The sequence below is a fragment of the Streptomyces sp. NPDC057617 genome, from assembly GCF_042800555.1.
Lineage (GTDB): Bacteria > Actinomycetota > Actinomycetes > Streptomycetales > Streptomycetaceae > Streptomyces.
The window spans coordinates 52,973-73,672 of record NZ_JBHVGV010000007.1 but is presented as its reverse complement, the minus strand read 5'-3'; the positions used below and the strand labels follow the sequence as shown (position 1 = coordinate 73,672).

At 73.2% G+C, this 20,700-nt stretch carries 20 protein-coding genes; 8 read left to right on the top strand and 12 right to left on the bottom strand.

The window, feature by feature from the left end; all coding sequences use genetic code 11:
- The first annotated feature begins 6 nt into the window (after positions 1-6).
- Positions 7-597, top strand: a complete 591-nt coding sequence (locus ACFU9P_RS18830; protein ID WP_384082023.1) for a GNAT family N-acetyltransferase — start codon at positions 7-9, stop codon at positions 595-597.
- 42 nt (positions 598-639) lie between these two features.
- Here the strand turns inward: ACFU9P_RS18830 and ACFU9P_RS18825 are convergent, their stop codons facing one another.
- Positions 640-975: a DUF6204 family protein gene (locus tag ACFU9P_RS18825; protein ID WP_384082020.1), complete on the bottom strand. Its 336-nt coding sequence runs from the start codon at positions 973-975 to the stop codon at positions 640-642.
- Between the two features lie 84 nt (positions 976-1,059).
- On the opposite strand from ACFU9P_RS18825, the gene ACFU9P_RS18820 reads away from it, so the two are divergent.
- Both ACFU9P_RS18820 and ACFU9P_RS18815 read left to right on the top strand, forming a co-directional pair.
- Positions 1,060-1,992: an arginase family protein gene (locus tag ACFU9P_RS18820; RefSeq protein ID WP_384082675.1), complete on the top strand. Its 933-nt coding sequence runs from the start codon at positions 1,060-1,062 to the stop codon at positions 1,990-1,992.
- 111 nt (positions 1,993-2,103) lie between these two features.
- Entirely contained in the window at positions 2,104-4,119 is a 2,016-nt protein-coding gene (locus tag ACFU9P_RS18815; protein WP_384082017.1) for a DUF5107 domain-containing protein, read from the top strand.
- Between the two features lie 95 nt (positions 4,120-4,214).
- Here the strand turns inward: ACFU9P_RS18815 and ACFU9P_RS18810 are convergent, their stop codons facing one another.
- From ACFU9P_RS18810 to ACFU9P_RS18795, 4 genes are all read right to left on the bottom strand, one after another.
- Positions 4,215-4,574, bottom strand: coding sequence for a VOC family protein (locus tag ACFU9P_RS18810; protein ID WP_217305949.1), 360 nt, complete (start codon positions 4,572-4,574; stop codon positions 4,215-4,217).
- A gap of 41 nt (positions 4,575-4,615) precedes the next feature.
- Positions 4,616-5,425 carry a class I SAM-dependent methyltransferase gene (locus ACFU9P_RS18805; RefSeq protein WP_384082014.1) on the bottom strand — a complete coding sequence of 270 codons (810 nt, stop codon included), beginning with the start codon at positions 5,423-5,425 and terminating at the stop codon, positions 4,616-4,618.
- 80 nt (positions 5,426-5,505) lie between these two features.
- Positions 5,506-6,075 carry a GNAT family N-acetyltransferase gene (locus tag ACFU9P_RS18800; protein WP_384082012.1) on the bottom strand — a complete coding sequence of 190 codons (570 nt, stop codon included), beginning with the start codon at positions 6,073-6,075 and terminating at the stop codon, positions 5,506-5,508.
- 108 nt (positions 6,076-6,183) lie between these two features.
- Entirely contained in the window at positions 6,184-7,692 is a 1,509-nt protein-coding gene (locus ACFU9P_RS18795) for a bifunctional phosphatase PAP2/diacylglycerol kinase family protein (protein ID WP_384082007.1), read from the bottom strand.
- A 238-nt stretch (positions 7,693-7,930) separates the two neighbouring features.
- Between ACFU9P_RS18795 and ACFU9P_RS18790 the strand changes: the two genes are divergently transcribed.
- The gene (locus tag ACFU9P_RS18790) at positions 7,931-9,148 is read left to right on the top strand and encodes an aminotransferase class I/II-fold pyridoxal phosphate-dependent enzyme (RefSeq protein ID WP_384082004.1); all 1,218 of its coding nucleotides are present in this window, start codon (positions 7,931-7,933) and stop codon (positions 9,146-9,148) included.
- Between the two features lie 158 nt (positions 9,149-9,306).
- On the opposite strand, the gene ACFU9P_RS18785 is transcribed toward ACFU9P_RS18790, so the two are convergent.
- Positions 9,307-9,981, bottom strand: a complete 675-nt coding sequence (locus tag ACFU9P_RS18785) for a DedA family protein (RefSeq protein ID WP_384082672.1) — start codon at positions 9,979-9,981, stop codon at positions 9,307-9,309.
- Positions 9,981-10,772, bottom strand: a complete 792-nt coding sequence (locus ACFU9P_RS18780; protein ID WP_376382486.1) for an MBL fold metallo-hydrolase — start codon at positions 10,770-10,772, stop codon at positions 9,981-9,983. Before ACFU9P_RS18780 ends, ACFU9P_RS18785 begins: the two co-directional genes overlap by 1 nt.
- 238 nt (positions 10,773-11,010) lie before the next feature.
- On the opposite strand from ACFU9P_RS18780, the gene ACFU9P_RS18775 reads away from it, so the two are divergent.
- The 4 genes from ACFU9P_RS18775 (at position 11,011) to ACFU9P_RS18760 (ending at position 14,679) form a co-directional block, all read left to right on the top strand.
- Positions 11,011-11,445: a hypothetical protein gene (locus tag ACFU9P_RS18775; protein ID WP_376382434.1), complete on the top strand. Its 435-nt coding sequence runs from the start codon at positions 11,011-11,013 to the stop codon at positions 11,443-11,445.
- 137 nt (positions 11,446-11,582) lie between these two features.
- Positions 11,583-13,808: an alkaline phosphatase family protein gene (locus ACFU9P_RS18770; protein WP_384082001.1), complete on the top strand. Its 2,226-nt coding sequence runs from the start codon at positions 11,583-11,585 to the stop codon at positions 13,806-13,808.
- Positions 13,809-14,001: 193 nt separating this feature from the next.
- Positions 14,002-14,310: a hypothetical protein gene (locus ACFU9P_RS18765; protein WP_384081998.1), complete on the top strand. Its 309-nt coding sequence runs from the start codon at positions 14,002-14,004 to the stop codon at positions 14,308-14,310.
- Positions 14,311-14,403: 93 nt separating this feature from the next.
- Positions 14,404-14,679, top strand: coding sequence for a hypothetical protein (locus ACFU9P_RS18760; RefSeq protein WP_376382440.1), 276 nt, complete (start codon positions 14,404-14,406; stop codon positions 14,677-14,679).
- Positions 14,680-14,764: 85 nt separating this feature from the next.
- Here the strand turns inward: ACFU9P_RS18760 and ACFU9P_RS18755 are convergent, their stop codons facing one another.
- The 5 genes from ACFU9P_RS18755 to ACFU9P_RS18735 all read right to left on the bottom strand — a co-directional run bounded on the left by ACFU9P_RS18755 (position 14,765) and on the right by ACFU9P_RS18735 (position 20,673).
- Complete coding sequence (locus tag ACFU9P_RS18755) at positions 14,765-16,027, bottom strand: sulfite oxidase (RefSeq protein ID WP_384081995.1); 1,263 nt, start codon at positions 16,025-16,027, stop codon at positions 14,765-14,767.
- 248 nt (positions 16,028-16,275) lie between these two features.
- A complete protein-coding gene (locus ACFU9P_RS18750) occupies positions 16,276-17,844 on the bottom strand; it encodes an AbgT family transporter (RefSeq protein WP_376382444.1) in 1,569 nt (522 codons plus the stop codon).
- A gap of 85 nt (positions 17,845-17,929) precedes the next feature.
- Positions 17,930-18,889: an alpha/beta hydrolase family esterase gene (locus ACFU9P_RS18745; protein ID WP_384081992.1), complete on the bottom strand. Its 960-nt coding sequence runs from the start codon at positions 18,887-18,889 to the stop codon at positions 17,930-17,932.
- Between the two features lie 273 nt (positions 18,890-19,162).
- On the bottom strand, positions 19,163-19,936 hold the full coding sequence (locus ACFU9P_RS18740) for a creatininase family protein (protein ID WP_384081989.1): 774 nt from the start codon (positions 19,934-19,936) through the stop codon (positions 19,163-19,165).
- Positions 19,933-20,673, bottom strand: coding sequence for a FadR/GntR family transcriptional regulator (locus tag ACFU9P_RS18735; protein WP_384081986.1), 741 nt, complete (start codon positions 20,671-20,673; stop codon positions 19,933-19,935). The genes ACFU9P_RS18740 and ACFU9P_RS18735 overlap by 4 nt, the downstream gene beginning before the upstream one ends.
- Between the last annotated feature and the right edge of the window lie 27 nt (positions 20,674-20,700).

Here is a 20,700-nt window from a genome sequence, read left to right as displayed (position 1 = left end):
GGCACGATGTCCGCCCCCGACCCCCGCTCGCCCGGCCCGCTCGCCGAGGGCGACCGTACGTTCGTACGCGCCTACCGCACCGAGGACGCCGACGAGTTCGTCTCGCTCGTCCGCGCGAGCGAGGATCTGCACCGGCCCTGGCTCTTCCCGCCGCGCACCGCGCGGATGTACGCCGAGTACGCGGGCCGGCTCCTCGGGGACCCCGGCAGGGCGGGGTATCTCGTCTGTGCCCGCGACGACGGCCGGATCGCGGGGTTCGTCAACATCAACAACATCGTGCGGGGCGCGTTCCTGAGCGGGGCGATCGGGTACGGCGCGTTCGCGCACGCCGCCGGGCGCGGGCTGATGAGCGAGGGGCTCGGGCTGGTCATGCGCCACGCCTTCGGCCCGCTCGGGCTGCACCGGCTGGAGGCCAATGTGCAGCCCGCCAACACCGCGTCCATCGCGCTCGTACGGCGTGTGGGTTTCCGGCGGGAGGGGTACTCGCCGGACTTCCTGTTCATCGACGGCGCCTGGCGCGACCACGAACGGTGGGCCGTCACCGCGGAGATGCTCAAGCCCGCGGCCCCTGAACGGGCCCCTGAATCCGGAGGCTGAACCCGGCGGCCGGCCCCGGCCGCGGAGTGGCCGAGCGCGGGCTCAGCGGCCCTTGCGGTTGATCTTCATGGTGTCCATGTCGGTCACCGTGGACCGCAGTTCGCCATGTCCGCAGCCCAGCTCCTTCAGCGCCGACTCGGCGCGGTCCTCGGCGAGCGCGGCCGCCATCTCCTCACCGTCGTCCGCGTCCGAGACGATCACATACCGGTAGCTGAAGTGCTTCAGCACCCGGTCATAGGTGAGCGAGCCCTCCGGGGTGAACCGCATCTGCGTCAGACCGTGTTCGTCGACCTCGGCGAGCAGCCGCGCCCGGGCGTCGTCCGTCAGGCCCTCCCATGTCCCCCGCACGATCACCCGGTACGTGTGCTGCGTCGTCATACCTCTGGCCCGCTTTCCGCTCGTACGGCATCCGTATCGAAGTCCGTATTGAAGAGCGAGGATACGGCGATGAAGATGGCCCGCATGCGGAATTTCGTGGTGATCGACGCCCCCTCCAACCTGGGCCTGCGTCCCCCGGCCCCCGGTACGGTGCCCGGCTGTTACAAGCTCGCAGGCGCCCTGCGCGAGCAGCGGATCGTCCAGAGGCTCGGGGCCTTCGAGGGCGGGGTCGTCGTGCCGCCGCGCTATGACCGCGGGGACTGGAAGGAGGGCGACGGCGTCTTCAACGCGGCGGCCATCGCCCGCTACACGCCCCGGCTCGCCGACCGGATCGAGCACCACATCAGGGCGGGGGACTTTCCGGTGGTGCTGGGCGGCGACTGTTCCATCCAGCTCGGCGCGTCGCTCGCGCTGCGCCGTATCGGACGGTACGGCCTGGCGGCCATCGACGGGTCCGCGGACTTCCGGCACCCCGGCAACTCCGAAAGGGTCGGCGCGGCGGGCGGTGAGGAGCTGGCGCTCAGCACCGGGCGCGGCCAGCGCGACCTCACCGATCTTGAGGGGCTGCGGCCGTATCTGCGTGACGAGGACATACGGCTCTGCGGGATCAGGGACTACGACGGCGACCGCGAGGAGCTGGCCCGGCTGAGGATTCCCACCGTGACCGTCGGCGAGCTGCGCGAACGGGGCGTGGCGGGGCAGGCGGAGGCGATGCTGTTGTCGCTGGAGGCGCCGGTCACCGAGGGATTCTGGGTTCATCTCGACGCGGATGTCCTCGACCCGGAGGTCATGCCGGCCGTCGACAGCCCGGACCCGGGCGGACTGCTGCCCGGTGAACTCGCTGTCCTGCTGCGGGCATTGGTCCGCTCGCAGCGCTGTGTGGGCCTCAATGTGACGATCTACGATCCGGACCTCGACCCGGAGGGGACGGCGGGCGCGCTGCTCACGGATCTGATTGTGGAAGCCCTCACCGGGACCGGCACCGGCACGGAAGCCGGTGGCGACACCCCCTCATAACCGCCCGGACCGGGTCACCCTGGTCAGCGGGGCGTTCAGCGTGTTCCATGGTCATCGGGACGTCGGCCGGAGGAGCCGTCGGCCCGCCCGCGCGAACGAAGCGAGGTTGCCGTGGCCACGACCGTGCGACGTGCCGTACTGACCCTGCCCGCCGCCCCCCTGGGGCCGGAGAACCCCCTGCCGGCCCTGCGGACCCTCGACGAGGCGCACACGGTCGACGAACGCGCCAGACAGGGGCTGCCGTCCGACATGGCACGGCAGATCGGTTACGCGCCCCTGCGCACCCCGCTGCCCGTCCGGATCCTGGACGGTTACGGGAGAGTGCGCCGCGAGACCGATGTCGATGCGATCGTGATCGAGAACGACCGGCTGCGGGCCCTCGTCCTGCCCGGCCTCGGCGGCCGGATCCACTCGCTCCACCACAAGCCGACCGGCCGTGAACTGGTCTACCGGAATCCGGTGTTCCAGCCCGCGAGCTTCGCTCTCAACGGCGCCTGGTTCTCCGGCGGCATCGAATGGAACATCGGCGCCACCGGCCACACCACCCTCTCCTGCGCACCGGTGCACGCCGCCCTCGTACCCGCCCCGGACGGCGGCGAGATGCTCAGGCTCTGGGAGTGGGAGCGGCTGCGCGACCTGCCGTTCCAGGTGGATCTGTGGCTGCCCGACGGTTCCGACTTCCTCTACACCGGGGTACGGATCCGCAACCCCCACGAGCGGACCGCGCCCGTGTACTGGTGGTCCAACATCGCCGTCGAGGAGGGCGAGCGCACCCGCGTACTCGCACCCGCCGAGGCCGCCTGGCACTTCGGGTACGAGCACGAACTGCGCAAAGTGCCGGTGCCGGTGCCCGATCCCGGCGGCGCGGGCGCGGACCACACGTACCCGCTGCGCGCGGAGTTCCCCGCCGACTACTTCTACGAGGTGCCGGAGGAGGACCGGAAGTGGATCGCCTCGCTCGACGAGCGGGGCACCGGGCTCGTGCAGACCTCGACCGACACCCTGCGCGGCCGCAAGCTGTTCCTGTGGGGCGCGGGCCGCGGCGGGCGCAACTGGCAGCGCTGGCTGACCGAGCCGGGCACGCCCGGATACGCGGAGATCCAGGCCGGTCTCGCCCGTACCCAGCTCGAACACATCCCCCTCGAAGCCGGCGGCGAACTGAGCTGGCTGGAGGCGTACGGACCGCTCACCGCCGACGCGGAGGCCGTGCACGCGGCCGACTGGGCCCGGGCCCGCGCCGAGGTCACTGACCGGCTCGAAGAGGCCCTGCCGCGCGCGGAGGTCGACGCCGCCTACGCGGCATGGCTGCCGTACGCCGACACCGAGCCGGCGGAGCGGCTCGCGGCCGGCTCCGGCTGGGGCGCGCTCGAAGTGCTGCGCACCGGATACAAGCTGCCGGGCACGCCGTTCGACGAGTCCACGCTCGGGGAGGAGCAGGCGCCCTGGGTGGAGCTGCTGACCAGCGGCATGCTGCCGGTGCCGGAGACCGCCGTACCACCCGGCCCGACGCTGGTGGCGCCGCACTGGCGGGACATGCTGGAGACCGCGCTGGACGAGCCGCTCACCGAGTACCACCTCGGGGTCGCGCAGTGGCACGCCGGGGATCTGGCCCAGGCGGTACGGAGCTGGGAGCGCGGGCTGCGCAGGGCGACCTCGCGGTGGCCGCTGCTGCGCTGTCTGGCCGTCGCCGACCAGCAGGGCGGACACCCACGCCGTGCCGCCGACCACTACGCGGCGGCCTTTGACTCGCTCTGCCAGGACGTCGCAGGGGACGGCGGCGCTGAGGGGAGCGAAGCCGCATCCACCGACGGCGCATGGACCGCCGTTACGGCCGCGCTCGGCCGCGAGACGCTCGACGCGTTGCTCGCGGTGGACCGTACCGCCGAGGCGCGCGGGGTCTGGGAGCGGCTGCCGTCGGACGTACGGCGGCGCGGCGCGTTCCGGTTCGCCGAGGCCCGGCTGCTGGCCGCCGAGGGCAAGAAGGAGGCGGCTCGCGCCCTCTTCGAGGCCGGTTTCGAGGTACCGGATCTGCGGGAGGGCGCCGAGACGCTGGGCGAGGTGTGGGCGGGGCTCACGGACGAACCGCTGCCGGACGCCTATGAGTTCAGGATGCGGTCGACGGACTGAGCCCTGGTGTCATGAGCCCCGGTGTCATGCGCCCCAGAGGCACGAGCCCCGGTGCCATGAGCCCGGATGTCATGAACCGCGCCGGGCCCGGGCGGTCACGCGCCCTGGGCCGCTCTGCGGTCGACGTACTCGAAGACCGAACCGTCGGGGTGCACGGCGATGAGATTGCGGCCCACCGGGGTCGGCACCGGGCCCGCGAGGACCTGGGCGCCGACCTCGGTGAGGATCGTGAGCGCCTCGTCGACGTCCTTGACGGCGATGGTCGCGGTGACTTTGCGCAGCACCTCGATCTCGGACGCGGGCCCGCTCATCAGCAGGAAGCAGCCGACAGCGGCGACCGAGACACCGCCGCGCTCGAAGCGGAGCGCGGGGCTTCCGGTGAGCCGTTCGTAGAACACCACCGAGCGGTCGAGGTCGTCGACGCAGATGCGCAACGTGGTTCCCAGGATTTCCATACGGATCAGGTTAGTTGGCGAGGCCCGGCCAGGAGATCGATTCAGACGCGGCAGAGGATCTCGCCGTGCGGGACCATGAACCAGCCGTCCCGGGCCCCGCCCCACTCCCGCCAGGCCTCGGCGATCTCCGCCAGCTCCGGGCGTGTCGCGTGCCCGCCGCCGACCGCCCGTCCGGCGTAGTCCGACGCGGTCGTACGGTCCGCCCACAGCCCGCTCCACCAGGCACGCTCGTCGGGCGTGGCGAAGCACCAGGTGGCCGCGGTGGCGGTGATACCGGTGAATCCCGCCTGCCGTGCCCAGGAGAGCAGCCGGCGCCCGGCGTCCGGCTCACCGCCGTTGGCGCGGGCGACCGTACGGTACAGCTCCCGCCAGCCGTCCAGCCCCGGGACGGCGGGGAACCAGGCGAAGGCGCCGTAGTCCGCGTCGCGCGCCGCCACGACTCCGCCCGGCCGGCACACCCGGCGCATCTCGCCCAGCGCCCGCACGGGATCGCCGACATGCTGGAGGACCTGGTGGGCGTGGACGACGTCGAAGGAGTCGTCGGGGAAGTCCAGCGCGTGGACATCGGCGACCGCGAAGCGGACATTGCGCACGCCGGCCGCCTCGGCCGTCTCCTCTGCCTGGCGGAGGACATCCGCTGAGGCGTCGACGGCGGTCACCGTGCCGGGCGCGACGAGCCCGGCCAGATCGGCGGTGATGGTGCCGGGGCCGCAGCCCACATCGAGAACGTCCTGGCCCGGCCGCAGCTCGGGGAGCAGATACGCGGCCGAGTTGGCGGCGGTACGCCAGCGGTGCGAGCGCAGCACGGACTCGTGGTGGCCGTGGGTGTAGACGGCGGTCTCCTTCGGCATGGCCGGTCCCCTCTCACGCGGTGGTCCGGCCACGGTACGCCGCCATGTCGGATGATGAGACCCGTGTCTCGCTATATGGTCTATGCGGTCATGGGCGGCTCCGGCCGGTTCGAGCGCGCCCACTCCTCCCGGGTGAGCGCGTACGCCACATCGCCGTGCTCCGAGCCCTCGATGGTCTCCGGCCACTCCTCGAAGAAAGTACGGACATACCGCAGCCCGGACTTCTCCAGCACCCGGCGCGACGCGGTGTTCACGGTCATGGTCTGCGCGGTCACGCGCTCCGCGCCGAGGTCGGTGAACGCCTTGTGGACGAGCGCCCGCGCACCCTCCGTGGCACAGCCGCGCCCCCATGCCGTCCGGTGCAGCCGGTACCCCAACTCGACCACGGCCCAGCCCGGTTCGCTCTCCGGCTCCAGACAGAACCAGCCCAGCCACTCGCCCGAGGCGCTCTCCTCGGCGGCCCAGAAACCGCGCCCGAGGAGCCGTGGCAGGGTCTCCCGCCGAACGGTGTCCCGGGAGACGGGCCGGCCGGCGTCGATGAACCGCCGTACGCCCGGGTCGTTATCGAGCGAGACCACCCGGTCGAGGTCGTCCTCGGTGAAAGGACGGAGGCGCAGCCGGGGGGTCTCCAGGAAGAATCGCGTGGTCATGGCGCGATCCTGGGCTGGTGACACCGGTCTGTCCACCGTATATCCGGGGGCTTCCACAGGGCTTCCGCAGGCACTCTCGCATGGGCTCTCACCTGGGCTTTCACCTGCTCAGAGCAGTGCCTGCGGGCGGTAGACCGTGAGTGCTTCGGGCGCCTTGTCCAGGATCAACTCCCTTGGTGCTTCGGCCACTTCGCCGTCGAAGGCCAGTGGGGTGCCGGGGGCGATGCCCGTGATCCGCAGCCGGGTTCTGCGTTGTGCGGTGTGTACCGGTGAGCGGCTGAGCGGGCCCGCGAGGGCGGCGGCCAGCAGGCGGGGGCCCGGGGCGCGGCCGCCGTGCACCACTCGTACGTCCAGCAGGCCGTCGGCCAGATCGCGCCGGTGGCCCGGGGTGGGGCCCATCCGGTCGTACAGGGAGTTCCCCGCGAACAGCAGCCACAGCGAGCGCCGGCGGCCCTCGAACTCGGCCTCCAGCGGCCGCCCTTCACGCAGTACGGTCAGCGCCGCGAGGACGCCCGCGGGCCAGCCGCCGATCCTCGGCTCCCAGCGCTCGCGCACCCGTACCAGCTCCGGATAGACGCCCAGGCTGAAGGTGTTGAGGAAGCAGCCCTCCGCCGAACCGTCCGGGCCCGGGGTGAAGCGGCCCAGGTCGACCCGGACGGCGTCGCCCGCCGCCACGGCACGGCAGGTGTCCTGGACGGTCTCCGTCCCCAGGTCGTACGCGAAGTGGTTGAGCGTGCCGCCGGGGAAGACGGCCAGGGGCAGACCGTGCCGGGCGGCGGTACGCGCGGCGCGGTTGACCGTACCGTCGCCGCCGAGCACCCCGAGGGCACGGCAACGGCCCGCAGCCTTCTCCAGTTCCGCGTCCACCTCGTCCGGCGCGCACTCCACGACCTCCGCGAACGGCAGCGCGTCCCGCAGCGGCGCGGTGGTGCCGGAGGATCCCGAGGCCCGGTTGACCACGACGACCAGGCCCCGGCCGCCGGGCAGCGCGGGGGCCTCGGCGTGCGGACGTCCGGGCGGCGGGAGCTGTGCACGGGTCGGTACGATCCCGCGTACGGCGAAGGCCGCGCCCACCCCGAGTGCCGCGCCCGCCAGCACATCGCTCGGATAGTGCACCCCGGCGTAGACCCGGGACAGGGCCACCCCGGCGGCCAGCGGGGCCACGGCCGCGCCCCAGCCCTTCGACTCCAGCGCCACCCCGGTCGCGAAGGCAGCCGCCGAGGCCGCGTGCCCGGAGGGGAAGGATGTGGTGAACGGCTGGCGCTTCAGCCGCCGTATCACCGGTACGGCGTCGAGGAGGGGGCGGGTACGGCGTACCGCCCGCTTGCCCACCGTGTTGACGGCGGCCGAGGCGAGCCCGAGCGACGCCACCCCGCGCAGGGCGGCCCGGCGCGAGCGCGCGCCGCGCCCCAGTGCGGCGATACCGACGGCGGCGCCGAACCAGAGCAGCCCGTGGTCGGCGCCCCGGCTGAGACGGGGCAGTACGGGACCCGCACCCGGCCAGCGGCGGGCGGCGAGCGAGCGGAAGACACGCTCGTCCCAGGAGCGGAGCAGCGCGGCGATCGGCGTGCGGGGTTCGTGGCGTGCGATGGGGTCCAGCGCGTTGATGTCCGGCATGGGACGCGGGTACCCGGCGGACGGGACGGCCAAGCGGACGGACACCGCTTCGGGCGGTTCTGCTCCGGGCGCGGCCCGGGAAGCACGGGGTCGCAAACCTCCGTAACCTCCGTACAAAGGACTCGAATCAAGGGCTCGACTCAAGGGCGCGCCACACAAGGCTCGGGTCCGACGCAGGGCACACAGGGCTCGGGCCCCACATACGGCTCGGATTCAGGACAGGCGGGAGGTGGGCGGTATGCGGAGGACGGCTCCCGAGGGCCGTGGCCCGGTCCGGTTCGGCCCGCCCTTTCCCGAGGCGGGGCTGCCCGCCCTGCCCGGACTGGCCGACGCCTGCGCGGCGGCCACCGTACGCACCGAGCCCGAACCGCCCGGCGGCGGCGCGGCGCTGCGCAAAGCGGCCTGCGGCTACTGGTCGCGGCGCGGGCTCCATGGCGACCCTGACGGCGTGGCCGTCGCGCCTGGCGCGCAGCCGCTGCTGTTCGCGCTGCTCGCAGCGTACGACGGAGAGGTGCTGATGCCGAGGCCCTGCCCGGCCTGGTGGTCTCCGCAGGCGCGGCTGCTGGGCCGGCCCGGCTACCAGGTGCCGGCCCCGGCGGAGGCCGGCGGGGTGCCCGATCCGTACGCCCTGCTGGAGACGGTCCGCAGGGTACGGGCCGAGGGCGGCACCCCGCGGGTGCTGCTGCTCTGCCCCGCGGACGACCCCACCGCGACCGTCGCCCCGCCCGAACTGGTGCGGGAGGCCTGCGAGGCGGCGGTCGGCGAGGGGCTGCACGTCATCAGCGACGAGACCTGGCGCGACACGCTGTTCCGGCCGCACGAGACGGTGCTGCTCAGCCCGGCCGAGATGTGGCCCGACGAGGTCGTCGTCGTCCATGACGCGGTGGGCTCGCTGCTTCCGGCCGCCTGGCCGATGGCCTGCGCCCACTACCCCGCGACCGGGGAGGGAGCCGCCCTGCGGGCCAGAACGCTCGACATCCTCACCGCGCTCGGCGCGCTGGTCGCGGGGCCCGTGGCGGCCGCGGCGGCGCTCGCGCTCGACGAGCCGGACGCGGTCGGTGAGCGGGCACGGGCCGCCGCGGGACTGTACGCGCGCGTGGGCGCCGCCGCCCACCACGCGGTGCTCGTCTCCGGCGCCCTCGCCCGGCCCCCGGAGGCGGGCCGCCATCTCTACGCCGATCTCGGCCCGCTGCGCGCGCGGCTGGCGGAGCGCGGGGTGACCGACTCCATGGAGCTGGAGAACCACCTGAGCGAGCGCCTGGGCACCCCGGCGCCCGGCGGCCACCGCTTCGGCGACGAACTGGGCGCCATGCGCGTACGCCTGTCCACGGCTCCGCTGCTCGGCCCGACCCCCGAACACCGCCTGGAGTCCCTCATGGCGTCGGCGCCTCTGGAACTGCCGCATGTGGAGCGGGCGCTGACCGATTTCGCGGCAGCCTTCGCCGAACTGCGCTGAGCTGTCCCCGGGGCGTGACCGTCACGGAGGCGTGCGCCGCGGCGTACCGCGTGAGTCGCCTCGTACCGCGTGCGCCGTCCCCGTAGCGCGTGCGCGCTCCCGTACCGCTCAAGGCCCCGTACCGCTCAAGGCCCCGCGCCGCTCAGGCTCAGTACCGCTCAGGTCTCCTGGCCCTCCGGGCACTGCGGTCCCTCCGCTTCCGGGCCGTCCGGCCTCGCCGGCCCGCGTACCTTGCGCCAGAGCACCGGGGCTCCGCTCAGTACCACCGTCAGGAGCACCGCCGCGAGCACGCCCTCCCACGGCTTCGCGAAGAGCGAGCCGCCCAGGACCCCGATGAGCTGGTACGTCGCCGTCCAGGCCAGACAGGCCGGGACGTCGCCGCGGGCGAAGCGGCGCAGGGGCCAGTCCGCCAGCAGACACGCCAGCATCACCGGGATGCGGCCCGCGGGGACCAGACGGGACAGGACAAGGACCGTCCCCCCGTGCTCGCGGAGTTTGGCCTGCGCCTGTTCCAGGCGGTCGGACGGGGCGTACCGGCGCAGCGCCTCCAGCCAGCGCGAGCCGTTCTTCGAGCCGACCCCGCGCCGCCCCAGCCAGTAGAGCGCCAGATCGCCGAGGAAGGCCGCGCCGGCCGCCACCAGGAAGACATGGAGCATGGCGAGCGGGCTCGTCTGATGGAACGCCACCACCGCCGCCGAACTCACCACCGCGCCCGTCGGCACCACCGGCACCAGCGAGCCCAGCGCCACCAGCAGGAACACCGACGGATAACCGACGGCCTGCTGGGTCGACTCGGGCGGCAGCTCGGCCAGCCGTGATATGACCCCGTCGATCACAGCACCGCCCCCGGCCGCACACTCTCGCCGTGCCGGAGCAGATGCACGGCCACCTCGGGAGCGAGCGTGGCCGCCTTCCGTACGAACTCGTCGCCCGGCGCGTAGAACTCATGGGGACGCACCCCGTCCAGACCGATCGGCCAGTACGTCCCGAAATGCACCGGTACGGCCGCCCGGGGCGCCAGTTGGGCCAGCGCCTGTGCCGCGCGCCCGGCGTCCAGATGGTGCGGTCCGAGATGCGGACCCCAGCCGCCGACCGGCAGCAGCGCCACATCCACCGGGCCCACCGCGTCCGCCATCGTGTCGAAGAGCCCGGTGTCACCGGCGAAATAGGTCCGTGACTCACCGCTGATCACATAGCCGAGCGCGGGGGAGCGGTGCGGCCCGACCGGCAGCCGCCGTCCGTCGTGGTGCGCGGGCACGGCCCGTACCCGCAGCGCCCCGATCTCCACCTCGTCGCCCGCGTCGACCTCGGTGATCCGCAGCCCGGCCGGATTCCTGCGCGCGTCGAGCCGTCTGAGCGAGGGGACGGAACGGTCGGCGCCGCGCGGCAGGATCAGCCGGGTGCCGGGGGCCAGCCGGGCCAGTGAGCGCGGATGCAGATGGTCGGAGTGGAGGTGCGAGACCAGCACGGCGTCGGCGACGGTCGCCTCCGGCGGCGGAACCGGTCCGAGGCGGCGGCGTAGATGGGCCAGCCTGCGGACGAACACCGGATCCGTCAGCACCCGGACCCCGGAGTCCTCGACAGTGCAGGTGGCATGGCCCCACCAGGTGATGACTGTTCCCAACCCGACCTCAGCTCCGCCCTCCGTACCGCTCCCGCCGCGGGGCACGGTCTCCGTACCCCGCCAGCGTACGGTCATGGCTCGTCCGGCGTACGGTGACTGCTCGTCCGGCGGGCCGGATGCGCCCCGTTCGCGCCCTGCCGCCCGCCGGGTACGCGCCTGCCGCGCGGGGGTGCGCGCGGAGTAGGGTCTGCGCACGAGGCCGGGCGCCGTGAGCGGGCGCGGGAGCGGGGGGACTGCCATGGGTGACATCCGGAACGACGGTGACATCCGGGACGACGTACGGGTCGCCGTGATCGCCAGCCTGACCCCCCTGGAGGAACTCGACAGCGACCCCTTCCTGGTGGACACCCGCGGCCAGCACGCGATGTGCGCGCGCTGGGCCGAGGACAAGGGGTACGTCGTGACGAGGCAGCTCCTGCTCTACGGGCTGCGGCCCGATCACCTCGGGCTGTGGGTGGATGTCGACGACGGGGTGGTCGACCTGTTCGTCGCCGCCAACGACCGGGTGCTCGACCGGGCATTCACCTCGGTGCGGGCCTTCGCCGAGGAGTGCGAGCGCAGGGGTGTACGACTGGAGACCGTCGGGCTGGACGAACCGCCGTACGACGCGGCCATGAAGGCCGGTGTCCACCGCAGGCTGTCGATGCCGACGGCGGGCTACGACGGCTGCTGACGCCCGGCGCTTCTTCCGGAACGCGTGGCGTCTTTCCCGGGGAGCGCTCGCCGCGACTTCCGGAACACGAGGCCCGTTGTGCGAGGCTGGGCCGGAGCCCGTGAGGTGTACGGGCCCGGACGTGAGGTGACAGCGGAGTGCTCAGGGGGCGGTGGCGTTCGACGGGCAGGGCCCTGCTGCGGGTGATCGTGGTGTGGGCGGTGTCCACGGTGACGATGCTGGTGCTCGCCGGGATCCTGCCGCAGTTCCGGCTCCAGTCCGGCGACGGCGAGAGCATCACCAAGCTCGCGCTGACCGCGGCCTGCGGCGCGGGCGCGTTCGGACTGCTCGGCGCGCTGGTCTGGCCGCTGCTCGTACGGGCGTTGCTGCTCGTGCCCGCGCTGGTCCTCGGTCTGCTGGTGTTCTTCCTCAACGGCTCACTGCTGCTGCTCGCGCTCCGGCTGGTCCCGGTCGGCCAGGGCGCGGCCAACGCGGAGACCGCGGTGGTGGTCGCCGCCGTGATGTCCGCCGTCGCCTCGGCGACCTCCACGGCCCTCGCGGTCGGGGACGACGACGCCTACCGGCGCAGACTCTCGCGCCTCGCGGACCGGCGGCGGCGCAGAAGCGGCGAGGACGGCCGGCACACCGGGGAGCCCGGTACGGTCTTCCTCCAGCTCGACGGGGTCGGCCACCGCGTGCTGCTGGACGCGGTCGAGGACGGGGTGATGCCGCATGTCGCCGCGTGGCTGGGGGAGCGGCCCAGCCAGCAGCCCACCCACCGGCTGACCCCGTGGCGCACCGACTGGTCCAGCCAGACCGGCGCCAGCCAGCTCGGCATCCTGCACGGCTCCAACCACGACATCCCCGCCTTCCGCTGGTACGAGAAGGACAGCGGCCGGATCATGGTCAGCAACCGGCCCGCGAGCGCCGCCGTCCTCCAGCGCCGGGCCATCCGCCGCACCGGCGACGGCGGGCTGCTCACCCTCGACGGCGCCAGCCGGGGCAATCTGTTCAGCGGCGGCGCCGACCAGCTCGCCCTGGTGCTCTCCATGGCGGCGCGCCGCGGCCGGGCCAACCGCTCCCGGGCCGGGTACTTCGCCTACTTCTCCGACCCGGCCAACGCCGTACGTACGGTGGTCTCCTTCGTCACCGAGGTCGGCCGCGAGATCGGGCAGTCGACCCGGGCGCGGCTGCGCGGCGACCGCCCGAGGGTCGGCCGGGGCGGGCTCTATCCGTTCATCCGGGCCTTCGCGACCGTCGTCGAGCGGGATGTGGTGGTCGCGGCGGTGCTGGGCGACATGCTGGCCGGCCGCACGGCGGTGTACGCGGACCTCGTCGCGTACGACGAAGTCGCCCACCACTCCGGGCCGCACAGCCGGGACGCCGCCCAGGTCCTGCACCGGCTCGACCGCGCGGTCGGCCTGATCGCCCAAGTCGCCGAGCACGCGCCCCGCGCCTACCGGATCGTGCTGCTCTCCGACCACGGCCAGAGCCCCGGAGCGACCTTCGAGAGCGTCTACGGACTCACCCTCAGGGACCTGGTGCGCGCGGGGTGCGGACTGCCCGTACCGCGCAGGGCCGTACGGACGAAGAGCGGGGCCGAGGCGCGCGACGCCGCGCGGCACGCCGTACGCACCGCGCTGCACCGGCCGGTGCGTGAGGGCGCCGAGGAGAAGCCCGCGCCGGGTTCCGACCCGGTCGTGCTGGCTTCCGGCAATCTCGCGCTGATCTCGTTCCCGGACGTACCGGAGCGGATGAGCCGCGAGCAGATCGACCGGCGCCACCCGGCGCTGCTGCGGACCCTGGCCAGCCATCCGGGGATCGGTTTCCTGCTGGTACGGAGCGAGGAGCACGGCTCGGTGGTGCTCGGGCCCGGCGGGGCGGAGGTGCCGCTAGCGGAGCTGGACGACAGCGGGCCGCTCGCGCACATGGGGCCGGGCGCGGCCGAGGCCGTACGGCGCACCGACGCGTTTCCGCATGTCGCGGACATCATGGTCAACTCGATGTACGACCCGGAGACCGGGCAGGTACACGCCTTCGAGGAGCAGATCGGCTCGCACGGCGGGCTGGGCGGCGAACAGTCGCGGGCCTTCCTGCTGTCACCGCTGACGCTCTCCGCGCCGCTGACGGGACCGCTGCCCGGCGGGGACGGTGGAGTCCGGTACGACGGTCAACTCGACGGCGAACATGGCGGTCAACCCGACGGCGAACTCGTGGGCGCCGAGCAGGTGCACCGGGTGCTGCGGCGGTGGCTGCGCGAGGCGAGCGGGCCTCAGGTGCCGCTCGGAACGGTGCCCGGCGGCACGGCGAACGTACCCGCCGGCGTGGCGAACGTACGGTCCGCCGGAGCACAAACGGCCGAGGGCGAACGGGACCCGGCATAGCGCCCCTCCCCCATGCGAGCGGTTTCCGCCGGTAGCAGGACGCGCCACGACGGTTCCTGGGCAGAGGACGCATGTCCAGGAGGTCGTGCCCATGTACCATGCCGCGCCCGCTGTCACCCGTGCCGCAGACGTCCGTGCTTCAGACGTCCGTGCTTCAGACGTCCGTGCTGCCGCCGCGCGGCGGGCCGTGCTGGTGACGCTGCTGGTACTGATCGCGTTTCTGGGCATGTCGCTCGCCCGGGGCGTCCCGGTGGCGTCCGGTGCCGAGCCGCTGCCCCCGGCCTCCGCCACCCGTGAACCGGCCGGCGAGGGCCAGCAGGACACGGCCGAGACCGAACAGACCGCCCCCGGCAGAACGGAACGGGCCGGCGGGCCCCGCGTCCACCCCCTGACCCGCCCCGGTCCGCACGGACCGGGAGCGACTCCGTACGCACGCCGCTGCGCACCGGCCCTGCCCCCGCGCCAGCCGGCCTTCCCCCGCTGTGTGGTGCTGCGCTGCTGACAGTTCCCGGGCTTGGAATGCGCTCTCGCATAACCCAAGTGCCCCCGGAACACCAGCAGTTGATTCAGCCCGACTCACAGTGAGGACACAGCCATGCCCATTGACCCCTTCGCCGCACTGAACGCCATCCTGCGCGCCGAGGCCGCGCGCGCCGACCTGGCCCGTCGCCGGGCCGCGGGCTCGGGAAGCTCCGCGGGCTCGGGGAGTTCGGGAAGTCCGGCAAGTCCGGGAAGTTCGGCGGGCTCGGGAGGGTCCGGAGGTACGGCACGCTCCGCGCGGCCGGCGGACGCGGAGCGGGACGCCGCATCCGTGGCCGCCGCGGAGCGCGGAGCCACGGCCCGACGCAAGAAGACAGGCACGCGCCAGTAGCCCTGTCCGCCCCTCACCCTCATCGGCCGGCCGTTCCCGCCAGGAGCGGCCGGCCCCCGGGTCGGCCTCCCGGGTCGGCCCCCGGTCAGACGACCGTCACCGAGTGGCGTACGACCGCGTCGAACAGATAGCCCTGCGTGTTCGGGACCGCCACCTCGGGCTGCCGGCGCCCCGAGCTGTCCGTCGCACGGGCCAGCAGAACGGCCGGGCCCGGCTCGCGCGGCACCCATTCGGCGCTCCAGCGGACCCAGTCGCCGCGCCGGGGGGTGTCGCGCAGCCGTGCGTGGTGCCAGTGCGTACCCCCGTCGGTGCTGATCTCGACCGACCGTACCGGCGCCCCGCCCGACCAGGACCGCCCCGTCAGCATCTGCTTCCGCCCGGCGGTGACGGTGGCGCCCTGCGCCAGCTCGAAGGCGCTCTTCAGGGTCTGCCGGGCCAGCGGGGCGCTGCCCTCCGGCGGGTAGTTGTCGCCGAACAGCCGGTAGAGCGTGGTGTTCCAGGGGCTGACGAGCGGCTCGTCGCTGACCTCGATGTCACCCAGCCACTTGATGTTCGAAATGCCCACCCAGGACGGCACGATCAGCCGGACCGGAAAACCGTGGTCGGGCGGCAGGGGCTCGCCGTTCATCTCGTACGCGAGGAGCACGTCGTCCAGCGCCTTCGCCACCGGCAGTGGGCGGCGCACCCGGCCGAGGTTCGTGCCCTCGCTGATGACCTCCGCGTCCAGGCCGCGCGGCAGGATGTCGACCGCGTCGGCGGCCAGGCCCGCGCGGCGCAGGACGTCCGAGAGCCGTGCTCCGCGCCAGCGGCCGACCCCGATGGCGCCGAGGGTCCAGGCCGTACCGCTCACCTGCTGGTTCTGCTGGGTGGTGTAGTAACTCCGGCCGTTTCCGGCGCACTCGACGAACGCGGTACGGGTGACCGGGGGCAGCGCCCGCAGATCGTCGTAGCCGAACTCCACCGCCGGGCCGCGCAGCCCGCTGCCCCAGACGGTCAACTTCCAGTCGGCGGCGGCGATCCGCGGGGTCGCGGTGTGGTTGCGGACGAAGAAGTGACTGGCGGGGGTGAGATGCCCGGTGGAGCGCAGCGCCGCGAAGTTGGTCTCGGCGTTGGTACCCCGGACGGTGAACACCTCGGGCGGCAGCGGCTTCACAATGCCGGGGGCGGCCGGCGCCGCGGCCCGCGCGGACGCCTGGCCCGCCGCCGCGAAGGAGCCCGCGGCCGAGGCGGTCGCGAGGAGCTTGAGGAGAGTACGGCGCTCGACACCGGCGGTCCGCGCGCGGCCGAGACGCCACTGGCGCAGCCTGATCCGGTCGTACGCGGACTCGGTCGGCGGAACGGGGGACATCGGCGCTCCAGGGGTGAGGGGAGATCCGTACGGCGTCGGAGCGTGGCAGCGGCGCCGGGACGAGTCAACCGCCCCCGGCCGCCGCGGAGCCGGCCCCGTACGCGCGCCGCGTCCGCCCGTACACCCGCTCCGGCCTGCGGCGGAGCGGCCGCACCCAACGGGCGTGCGGCGCCCCGGCGATGGCTCCGGGGCGCCGCGTGATTTCATCCCGCCGCAATACGGTCCGGCGGTCCGCCCGCCGACGGGCGTCAGCGCACCGGGGCGCCGGGGCCCAGCGGAATGCCCGTCGCCCACCAGACCAGGAACAGCGCGGTCCACGCCAGCGTCATCGCGACGGCCAGCGGCAGGGTGTACGAGGCGAGCGTGCCGATCCCGGCGTTCTTGCGGTACCGCTGGAGGAAGCCCAGCGCCATGATGAAGTACGGGCTCATCGGGGTGATCGCCGTCGACCCGGAGTCCGCGATCCGGAACAGCGCCTGGGTCGTCTCCGCGGGCACACTGACGAGCATCAGCATCGGCACCAGTACGGGCGCGGCCAGCGCCCACATCGCCGAACCGCTGGTGACCATCACATTGACCAGCGTCAGCAGCACCAGGATCAGCAGGAACACCAGCACGATCGGCATCCCGCTCTGCTCCAGCGCCTCCGCCGCCCTGACCGCGAGCACATCGCCTATATGGGTCCAGTCGAAGTAGGCCAGGAACTGGGCGATCGCGAAGAACAGCACCAGCACCGGCGCCATCTGCTTGACGCCCTCGCCCATCAGCCTCGGTACGTCGCCGGGCGAGCGGATCGAGCCGGAGCGGTACCCGTACACCATGCCGGTCAGACCGAACACCACGGCGACGACCGCCGCGATGCCGTCCAGGAACGGTGAGTCGACGATGCTGCCGCCCTCGCCGCGCAGCGGTGACCCCTGCGGCACCATCACGGCGACCAGCACCACGAGCACGGCCACCAGGGCCATGACCGAGGCGCGCAGCGCCGAGCGCTCCCGCGCGCTGAGGGTGAGCGCGCCGAGGTCTTCGAGTTCGGCGTCCGGGTCGGCGTCCAGATCGGGCCGCCGGCTCAGTACGAATTTCGTCACCAGGGTGATGACGGCCGCGAGCAGCAGCGACGAGGCGATGTTGAAGAACCAGTTGCTCAGCGGCGACACATAGGCCGCGTCACCGCCGACGATCTGCGCCGCCGCGGTGGTGATGCCCGCGAAGATGGCGTCGTTGGGGGTGGGGATGGGGCTCGCGTCGTACCCGGAGGCGATGGCCGTATAGGCGACGACGATGCCGAGGATGGGGGAGCGGCCCACCGCGCGGAAGGCCAGACCGCCGAGCGGTACGAGGATGATGTACGCGGCGGCCGACGCGACATGGGCCACGGTGCCCGCGAAGGCGACCGCGAACACCACCCAGGACGCGGGCACCCGCGAGACGCTGACCCGCATCAGCGCCGCGAGGAAACCGGTGCGTTCGGCCACGGCCACACCCATGATGACCACGACGATGGTGGCCATGGGCGGGAAGGTGGCGAAGTTCTCGATCATCGTCGAGACCGCCATGGCCAGCCCGTCGCCGCTGAGCAGATTCTCCACCGCGACGGTCTTGTGGTCGCTGGGCGAGACGACGGAGACATCGGCCGCGGCCAGGATCGCGCTGACCACGGCGAGGACCGCGGACAGGATCCAGAACAGCCAGAACGGGTGCGGCAGCGCGTTGCCGGCCCGTTCGACGACGGCCATCGCGCGGACGATGCGCGGCAGCCGGGTCTCGTCGCCGGGTGGTGCGGGTCTGCCGGGTGGGGCGGGGGTCGATGTGGTCATGGGAGCGGCTCCTTGCTGGATTCCTGCGGGCTGAGTTCCGGGGGGTGGCGGGGACGGTCGGTGTTTCAGCGGGATGTGCGGTGGCTCAGTGGTGGGACGCGGGGGTACGGAACCGGCTCAGGAACCGCCACATGACCTCGTGCGCCTCGATGGTCTGGGTGGTGTAGCCGCCGCCGCTGTAGCTGTCGGCGCCCGGCCAGGTGTGCCCGCCGTCGGTGACCGCGACATGCTGGACCTCGGCGTCCCGGTCGCAGCCCCGCCAGCGCGAGACCGTGATGTCCGGCTCGGTCGCCCGGTCGCGGGCGCGGTCGTCACAGCCGTTGCGCGCGGCCCAGCCGGCCACCCAGTCCCGGATCGCGGGCAGTCCGCGGTCGACGTCCCCGGCGTACGGGATGGTCACGTCACCCGTGCCGTGGAAGTCGATGAGCGGTACGGGGCGTGACGGCCGGCACTCCTCGCCGGTCGGGTAGAGCGCGGCGGCCACCGGCGCGATGGCGGCGATCCGGTCGGCCGCGTGGCAGGCGAGCAAGGTGCTGACGAAGCCCGCCCCGTTGGACTTGCCCGTGGCGTACACCCGCCGCTCGTCGACGCAGAGCGTGGCTTCGATCCGGTCGAGGAGGTCCTCGGTGAACCGGACGTCGTCCACACCGGCCGCCGCGTACGGCGCGCCCTGCCAGGCCTGCCGGTCGCCGTCCCCGGTGCCGATGACCCCGTCCGGATAGACGACGACGGCCGGGAGCGTGGACAGCTTGGAGAACTCCTCGGTGCCCGCGCCGGTGTTGCCACGGCCGTGGAAGGCGAGGACGACCGGCCAGTCGCGCTTCTTCGTGTAACCGTCAGGGAGATGGAGCTGGTACGTACGGTCGCGGCCGCCGCTGCTGATGGTGTGCTGTGCGCTGGTGCCGGGCTGCTGAGGGGCGGGCAGACGGCACGCGCTCCTGTCGGGCTTGGACTGCTGCGCGGCCTCGGCCGCCGGGACGGAGGTGGCTCCGACGCACAGGGCAAGGCTCACGACGGCGGTCGCCATTCGCTGGAGGGAGTTCATGGCAGGCTCCTTCTGCCGTACGCCTGAAGGCGGACGGACGGCTGGTTTTTGGGCAGGGGTGCCCCACATGGGGGGCGGGATCGCGCGCGGCTCGGCGCGATGGAAGAGGTGCGAAGAGGTGCGGTGCGCGTGGTGCGCGCGGTGTGTGTCGTACGGGCAGGTTCTGCCTACGGCACCACGCGCGCCCCTACGAAGAGCCTTGGGGGAGGGCCCTTACGGAGAACAGGGGCGGGGCGCGGTGCCGTACGCGGGGGAGCGGCGGCGGAGCCGGTGTCAGGCGTCCAGCCACTCCTTGACGAAGGCGACCACACGGACCACGACGGCGTCGACGACCGCCTGTCCGTCCTCGGCGGTCGCCCGGCGCGGGTCACCGAGGATGCCGTTGTCACTGAGCCGGTCGTAGCGCACGGCGAGCGCGGGGTGGCTGCCGTGGCGCGAGAGCCGGGAGAGGGGATCGAGCTGGGCCAGGGACGTCGTACCGGCGGTGAGCCGGCCGGTGCGCACCAGCCCGGGGGCGAGATGGAGCATCTGCGCGGTCTCCGCCTCGCCGCTGTGGCCGTGCACCTCGCTGACGCCCATGCCGGCGACGACATCGGCGGCGAGCGCGGTCACGGGGGTCCAGGCGAACTGGAGGCCGGGGTGGGTGGTGAGCAGGTCCTGCGCCACCGTGGCCAGGGTGGCGTTGTTGCCGCCGTGGCCGGTCACCACGAGCACCTTCCGCCAGCCGTGCCGGTGGAGGCTCCCGACGTACTCACGGATCACCGCGGCCAGGGTCGTGGTGGTGAGTGTGACCGTGCCCGCGAAGGCGAGATGGTGCGGGGAGACACCGACGGGCAGGTGCGGTCCGATCACCGCGCGCCCGTCCAGCTCGGCGGCCACCCGGTCGGCGACCGCCTCGGCCCGGATGGTGTCCGTGGCCAGTGGCATTCCGGGGCCGTGCTGTTCGAAGGCACCGGCCGGGATGATGACCACGGGGCTCGCGGTGACGGCCTCGGCCGCCTCCTCGGTCGTCATCTCGGCCAGCCGCAGCGGCGGTCGGGCGCTCATCGGTCCGTGCCCGTCGCCGGGCCATGGGCGTCCGCGTCTTCGGTGTTTGTGTCCTCGGTGTCCGGGAAGTCGGCCGTGAGGACCGCCTCGCGGATGGACCCGAGATGTTCCCGGGTCAGCCGCTCGGCTGCCTCCGCGTCCCCGTCCCGTACCGCCGCGCAGATCTCCACATGCTCCGCGTGGTCCCGCGCGCGGTCGTTGTAGCGGTGCCGGATCTCCACCTGCTCCCGCGCCCTGACCTGGAGCAGCGCCTCGACGGCCTCCCTCAGCAGCGCGTTGCCGCTGGCGGCGGCCAGCGCCACATGGAAGTGGACCGACTGCCGCAGCGACTCCTGCGGCGGATGCAGCGCGTTGGCGGACGCCGCCTCCAACTTCGCGACGGCCTCGGGGACCCTCGTACGGGCCGCTGCCGCCGCCACCGCGGGCTCCAGGACCAGCCGCGCCTCCACGAGTTCGAGCACCGACTCCCGGCTCCCGCGCGGGAGATGGGGGTTGGCGAGCAGCCGCCGCTCACTGCCGGGTCCGACATATGTGCCCGAGCCGTGCCGGAACTCCACCACACCGGTGGCCTCAAGCCTGCGCAGGGCCTCGCGGACCGTGGGCGTGGTGACGTCGAACCGGCGGGCCAGATCGCGGGAGGACGCCAACGCGTCGCCCGGAACCAGCCGTTCGGTGCGGATGATCTCGACGATGCTGTCCGCGAGATGCTCGGACAGCGACAGTTCACTGCGACTCATGAAGTGAATAGATCACTTGATCTCTTC

Coding starts and splice junctions, on each gene's coding strand:
- ACFU9P_RS18830 (WP_384082023.1), top strand. CDS start 7: ATGTCCGCCCCCGACCCCCGCTCGCCCGGCCCGCTCGCCGAGGGCGAC.
- ACFU9P_RS18825 (WP_384082020.1), bottom strand. CDS start 975: ATGACGACGCAGCACACGTACCGGGTGATCGTGCGGGGGACATGGGAG.
- ACFU9P_RS18820 (WP_384082675.1), top strand. CDS start 1,060: ATGCGGAATTTCGTGGTGATCGACGCCCCCTCCAACCTGGGCCTGCGT.
- ACFU9P_RS18810 (WP_217305949.1), bottom strand. CDS start 4,574: ATGGAAATCCTGGGAACCACGTTGCGCATCTGCGTCGACGACCTCGAC.
- ACFU9P_RS18805 (WP_384082014.1), bottom strand. CDS start 5,425: ATGCCGAAGGAGACCGCCGTCTACACCCACGGCCACCACGAGTCCGTG.
- ACFU9P_RS18800 (WP_384082012.1), bottom strand. CDS start 6,075: ATGACCACGCGATTCTTCCTGGAGACCCCCCGGCTGCGCCTCCGTCCT.
- ACFU9P_RS18795 (WP_384082007.1), bottom strand. CDS start 7,692: ATGCCGGACATCAACGCGCTGGACCCCATCGCACGCCACGAACCCCGC.
- ACFU9P_RS18790 (WP_384082004.1), top strand. CDS start 7,931: ATGCGGAGGACGGCTCCCGAGGGCCGTGGCCCGGTCCGGTTCGGCCCG.
- ACFU9P_RS18775 (WP_376382434.1), top strand. CDS start 11,011: ATGGGTGACATCCGGAACGACGGTGACATCCGGGACGACGTACGGGTC.
- ACFU9P_RS18760 (WP_376382440.1), top strand. CDS start 14,404: ATGCCCATTGACCCCTTCGCCGCACTGAACGCCATCCTGCGCGCCGAG.
- ACFU9P_RS18755 (WP_384081995.1), bottom strand. CDS start 16,027: ATGTCCCCCGTTCCGCCGACCGAGTCCGCGTACGACCGGATCAGGCTG.
- ACFU9P_RS18750 (WP_376382444.1), bottom strand. CDS start 17,844: ATGACCACATCGACCCCCGCCCCACCCGGCAGACCCGCACCACCCGGC.
- ACFU9P_RS18745 (WP_384081992.1), bottom strand. CDS start 18,889: ATGAACTCCCTCCAGCGAATGGCGACCGCCGTCGTGAGCCTTGCCCTG.
- ACFU9P_RS18740 (WP_384081989.1), bottom strand. CDS start 19,936: ATGAGCGCCCGACCGCCGCTGCGGCTGGCCGAGATGACGACCGAGGAG.
- ACFU9P_RS18735 (WP_384081986.1), bottom strand. CDS start 20,673: ATGAGTCGCAGTGAACTGTCGCTGTCCGAGCATCTCGCGGACAGCATC.